This is a genomic window from Ralstonia sp. 25mfcol4.1 (genome assembly GCF_900104095.1).
Lineage (GTDB): Bacteria > Pseudomonadota > Gammaproteobacteria > Burkholderiales > Burkholderiaceae > Cupriavidus.
The window spans coordinates 1-6,405 of sequence record NZ_FNJO01000038.1 but is presented as its reverse complement, the minus strand read 5'-3'; the positions used below and the strand labels follow the sequence as shown (position 1 = coordinate 6,405).

The following is a 6,405-nucleotide window of genomic DNA, read 5'->3' as shown; positions in this document are numbered from 1 at the left end:
CTGCCCGACTACATGGTGCCGGCCGCGTTCGTGGTGCTCGACGCGCTGCCCCTCACGCCCAACGGCAAGCTCGACCGCCGCGCGCTGCCCGCGCCTGTGTTCGACAGCGGGCAGGCATTCGTCGCACCCGAGAGCGGTGCCGAGACCGCGCTCGCCGCGATCTGGTCCGAGGTGCTGGGACTGCCGCGCGTGGGCCGCGCCGACAACTTCTTCGAACTCGGCGGCGACTCGATCCTGAGCCTGCAGATCGTCGCGCGCGCCCGGTCGGCAGGCTGGGTGGTCACGCCACGCCAGATGTTCGAGCGCCAGACGCTTGCCGAACTGGCCGCCGTTGCCGTGGCCGCCGAACAGACCCAGACTGACGACGCCGCGCCCACCGGCGACGTGCCGCTGCTGCCCATCCAGGCCGATTACTTCGCGGTGCCGATGCCGGCGCGCAACCACTGGAACCAGTCGGTGCTGCTCGATTGCCGCGGCGCGCTCGATACCGACGCGCTTCGCCTGGCGCTGGCTGACGTCGTAGCCCATCACGATGCACTGCGGCTGCGTTTCACGCAGGTAGCGGGCGCGTGGCAGCAGTCCTACGCCGATACCGAAGCGTGCGCGGACCTGCTCTGGGTCTGCCCGGCTGCGTCGGAAGCCGAACGCCTGTCCCACTGCGAGGCCGCCCAGCGCAGCCTCGATATCGCGCACGGGCCCCTGCTACGCGCGGTGGCGTTGCAAGCCGCCGGTCGGTGGCAACTGCTGCTCGTGGTGCACCACCTGGTCGTCGATGGCGTGTCGTGGCGCGTGCTCGTCGATGACCTGTTTACCGCCTATCGCCAGCGGCTCGATGGCATGGCACCCACGCTGGCCCGCACCGCGTCGTACCAGCGCTGGTCACGGGCATTGCGCGACCATGCGGCCCGCCGCGCGGACGAACTGGCGCACTGGCAGGCGCTGTCCGCCATCGACGGCACGCTGCCCGCCGATGGAACTGGCGGTACGCCGGCCATCGCCGACCGCGCCAGCGTGGCCGTCACCCTGCCCGCCGACGTCACCCAGGCGCTGCTGCACCGCGCGCCCGGCGCTTACCGCACGCGTGTGAACGACCTGCTGCTGACGGCGCTCGCCCGCGCGCTGTCGCGCTGGACCGCTCGGCCGCAGGTGCTGATCGACCTCGAAAGCCACGGTCGCGCGGCCGGTGTGGACGATGCGATCGACCTGAGCCGAACGGTCGGCTGGTTCACGACGATGTTCCCGGTGGCGCTCAACGCCAGCGGTGGCGTCGACGGGACCATCGGCCCGGCCATCCAGGCCGTGAAGGAACAACTGCGCGCGGTGCCCGGCGAAGGCATCGGCTTTGGCCTGCTGCGCCGTTTTGGCACGCCTGCCCAGCAGCAGGCGCTGGCCGCCGTGCCCAAGCCGGAGGTGGTGTTCAACTACCTGGGGCAGGTCGATTCCAGCCTGGGCGACGACGCGCCCTGGCAGCTTTCCGCCGCCGGCACCGGCGCCAACCAGGACCCCGGCACGCCGCTCTCGCATCCGCTATCGGTCAGCGGCCAGGTACGCAACGGCCAGTTGACGCTGTCTCTGGCATACGCCGGCACCCGTTATCGCGCGGCGACCATCGAAGCGCTGGCGGCCGCGTTCCGCGACGAACTGCAGGCCGTGATCGCCCACTGCACGTCGGGCGCCGCCGGCCTGACGCCGTCGGATTTTCCGCTCGCGCGCGTGTCGCAGTCCGAACTCGACGCGCTGGCGCTCGATCCGGCCGCCGCGCAAGACCTGTATCCGCTGTCGCCGATGCAGGCCGGCATGCTGTTCCACAGCGTGTTTTCCGACCACGGCAGCACATACACCAATCAGTTGCGCGTTGATATCGATGGCGTCGACCCCCAACGCTTCACCGCAGCCTGGCAAGCCGCACTGGCGCGGCACGACAGCCTGCGCTGTGGCTTCCTGCATCGCGCCGGGCAGCCGCTGCAGTGGGTGGCCAGACACGTGACACTGCCGGTGACCGTCGAGGACTGGACCGGCCGCGAGGTGGCCGAGCTCGACGCGTTCGCCGCCAGCCAGCGTGCACAGGGATTCGACCTGGAACGGCCGCCGCTGATGCGCGTGGCGCTGTTGCGCACCGGCGCCACGCGGCATCACCTGATCTGGACGGTCCACCACCTGCTGCTGGATGGCTGGAGCACCGCGCAGCTGCTGGGCGAGGTGCTGCGCCACTACGCCGGCGAAGCGCTGCCGCCCACGGCGGGCCGCTTTGCCGACTACATCGGCTGGCTGCAGGCACGCGATATCGAAGACAGCCGCGCATTCTGGCAGGCGCAACTGCTGCCGCTGGACGAACCCACGCGGCTGCTGGCCGCGCTGCCGGCCCCCACGGCCGGTGAAACGGGTCAGGGCGAGCAGCAGCATGCGCTCGGCGCCAGCGAAACCGCTGCGCTGGCCAGCTTCGCCCGTACGCAGAAGGTCACGCTGAACACGCTGGTGCAGGCGGCGTGGCTGCTGGTGCTGCAACGCTGCACGAGCCAGCCCTGCGTGACGTTTGGCGCCACCGTGGCCGGGCGTCCCGCCGAGTTGCCGGCATCGCAGCAGATGCTGGGCCTGTTCATCAACACGCTGCCCGTGGTGGCCGCGCCGCAGCCGCAGCAGCCCGTGGGCGACTGGCTGCGCCATGTGCAGGCGCTGAACCTGGCGCTGCGCGAGCACGAGCACACGCCGCTCTACGAGGTGCAGCGCTGGGCCGGCCAGAGCGGCCAGGCGCTGTTCGATTCGATCGTCGTCTTCGAGAACTATCCGGTGGACGCCGCGCTGCGCCGCACGCCGGACGGCGTCGCGTTCTCCAGCGTGCGCAACGTGGCGGAGACCAACTACCCGTTGACGCTGCTGTTCGCACACACCGACACGCTGCACCTGACCTGCCGTTTCGACCGTGCGCTGCTGGCCGACGACCAGGCGCGGCAACTGGCGGACAGCCTGTTCGCGGTGCTGCGCCAAATGGCGGCCGATGCCACGCGCCCGCTTGCGGCCATCGGCCTGCTGGCGCCTGCCGACGCACAGGCGGCGCTGGCGCTGGGTGCCGCGCCTGAGCCCTATCCCGCCGTCACGCCAGTCCACCGGCTGTTCGAGGCGCGTGCCGCCGCACAGCCCGATGCCATCGCGCTGTGCTTCGGCGACCAGTCGCTGACCTATGCCGCGCTGAACCGCCGCGCCAACGCGCTCGCGCACGGCCTGATCGCGCGCGGCGTGGGGCCTGATGTGCCCGTGGGCGTGCTGGCCGAGCGCTCGGTGGAGATGGTGGTGGCACTGCTCGCCATCATGAAGGCCGGCGGCGCCTATGTGCCGTTCGACCCCGACTACCCGGCCGAGCGGCTGGCGTACATGATCGAGGATAGTGGCGTGGCGCTGGTGCTGGTGCAGCGGCCCGATGCCCTGCCGGCGCTATCGCGTCCGCCACAAACGCTCGACCTGACCGACCCGGCGTTGTACGCCGGCGGCGCCGACGCCAATCCCGCGCCGGCCCTGTCGCCCGAGCACCTGGCCTACGTGATCTACACGTCCGGCTCCACGGGGCGGCCCAAGGGCGCCGGCAACCGGCATGGCGCGCTGTTCAACCGACTCTGGTGGATGCAGCGGCAATACGGTCTCGATGCTGCGGAGACGGTGCTGCAGAAGACACCATTCAGCTTCGACGTGTCGGTCTGGGAGTTCTTCTGGCCCCTGATGACCGGCGCGCGGCTGGCGCTGGCGGCGCCCGGCGACCATCGCGATCCGCAGCGGATCGCCGCGCTGATTGCGCGCCATCGCGTCACGACGCTGCATTTCGTGCCGTCGATGTTGCAGGCATTCGTCGCCGACGACAGCATCGCGGCTTCCTGCGGTAGCCTGCGCCACATCGTCTGCAGCGGCGAGGCGCTGCCCGCCGATCTGGCACACCGCGCGAGGGCGCTGCTGCCGCAGGCCGGACTGCACAATCTGTACGGCCCTACCGAAGCGGCCATCGACGTCACACACTGGACCTGCCGCGACGACGCCGGCCATTCGGTGCCGATCGGCCGTCCCATCGCGAACGTCAGCGCCCACGTGCTGGACGCCGCGCTGCATCCAGTGCCAGCCGGCGTGGCGGGCGAACTGTATCTGGGCGGCGCCGGGCTCGGGCGTGGCTACCTGGGACGCGCCGCGCTGACGTCCGAACGCTTTGTCGCGGATCCGCACGGCCAGCACGGCGAGCGCCTGTACCGCACCGGCGACCTGGTGCGCCGCCGTGGAGACGGCCAGATCGAATACCTGGGCCGGCTCGATCACCAGGTCAAGATTCGCGGGCTGCGCATCGAACTCGGCGAAATCGAGGCGCGGCTGCTGGCGCACGACAGCGTGCGCGAAGCGATTGTCATCGCCCGGACCGAGGAGGGGCCGGCGCGGCTGGTGGCCTACGTGGTGCCCACCGCCGATGATGCGCGGATCGACACCGACTCGCTGCGCGACTGGCTGGGTGAGGCACTGCCCGACTACATGGTGCCGGGCGCGCTGATCGTGCTGGACCGCATGCCGGTCACACCGAACGGCAAGCTCGACCGCCGCGCGCTGCCGGCGCCCGAGTTCACGGGTGCCGCCGCGTATGAGACACCGGCCGAAGGCATCGAAGCCACGCTGGCCGGCATCTGGGCCAACGTGCTCAAGCTTGCCCGCGTAGGCCGCACGGACAACTTCTTCGAACTCGGCGGCGATTCGATCCTGAGCCTGCAAATCGTCGCGCGCATGCGTGCTGCGGGCTGGCACCTGACGCCCAAGCAATTGTTCGAACGCCAGACGCTGGCCGAGGTAGCCGCAGCCGCGACGCCGCTGGCCGGGCTCGCGCCGGCTGGCAACGCCCGCAGCGTGCGCGAAGTCCGCAACACCTTGCGCAGCGAGGACTTCCCGCTCGCGCGGCTGGCGCAGCCGCACCTCGACGGGCTGGGCCTCGATGCCGCGCAGGTGCACGACATCTATCCGCTGTCGCCGATGCAGGCCGGCATGCTGTACCACAGCATGGCGCGCGCCGATGCCGGCAACGCCTATATCAACCAGTTGCGCGTCGACATCGACGGGCTCGACCCGGCACGCTTCGAGCAGGCGTGGCGAGACACGCTGGCCTGCCACGACACCCTGCGCACGGGCTTCATTCCGCGCGGAGACCAGCCGTTGCAGTGGGTGGCGCACGACGTGCCGCTGCCTTTCGATGCGCACGACTGGACCGGGCAGGACGCCGCAGCGATGCCGGCGGCGCTCGACGCGCTGGCCGGCGCCGAACTGGCGCGCGGCTTCGATCTCGAACGCCCGCCGCTGATGCGACTGGCGCTGGTCCGCACTGGCGCCAACCGGCACCATCTGGTGTGGACCGTGCACCATTTGCTGGTGGATGGCTGGAGCACGTCACAACTGCTGAGCGAAGTGCTCCAGCGATATGCCGGCCAGCACGTGGCCGCGCCGGACGGCCGCTTCGCCGACTACATCGGCTGGCTGCAGACGCGCGATGTCCACGCTGCGCAATCGTTCTGGTCCGGCGCGCTCGCGGGCTTCGATACCCCGACGCGCCTGGCCGAAGCGCTGCCGGCACCAGCGGGCGGCGATGGCTACGGCCTGCTGCAGCACGCATGCAGCGCCGAGATGACCGACCGCCTGGCCGCTTACGCCCGCGCACAGAAGGTGACGATCAATACGGTCGTGCAGGCGGCGTGGCTGCTGCTATTGCAGCGCTACACCGGCCAGCAGCGCGTGGCGTTCGGCGCCACTGTGGCCGGCCGCCCGGCCGAGGTGCCCGGCGCCCAGCAGATGCTGGGGTTGTTCATCAACACGTTGCCTGTCCTGGCCACGCCGCGCGCGGGGCAGGACGTGGGCGAATGGCTGCGCGACCTGCAGTCCTTCAACCTGTCGGCGCGCGAGCACGGCCACACGCCGCTATCCGACATCCAGCGCTGGGGCGGCCAGGCCGGCCAGCGCCTGTTCGACAGCATCCTCGTGTTCGAGAACTTCCCGCTTGAAGACGCACTGGAGTCGGCCACGCGCAGCGGCCTGCGCCTGGAAACGCAGGGCAGCACCGGCCTGACCGAATACGAGATGGACGTCGAGGTCAGCCTGCGGCAGACGTTGCGGCTCAGTTTCACCTACATGCGGCGCGCGTTCGACGCCGCGCAGGTGGAACGGATCTGCGCGCAGATGATCGCAGTGTTGGCGTCGGTCGGCACGGCACGCACCGTCGGCGAACTCGGCCTGCTGAGCGCCGACGAGCGCCGCGCGCTGCTGACACTGGGCCACGGCGAGATGCCCGCCGCCGATGGCCTGGCCGTGCACGCCCACATCGCCCGCCATGCCGCCGCGCAACCCGAAGCCGTCGCGGTGATCTGCGGCGAGCAAACGCTGCGCTATGGCGAACTGCTG

1 protein-coding gene is annotated in these 6,405 nt (G+C 70.7%); it reads left to right on the top strand.

Annotated features, from left to right (window positions below; translation table 11 throughout):
• The coding region (locus tag BLQ58_RS28560; protein WP_139186201.1) for a non-ribosomal peptide synthetase at positions 1 to 6,405 on the top strand (6,405 nt) is incomplete at both ends.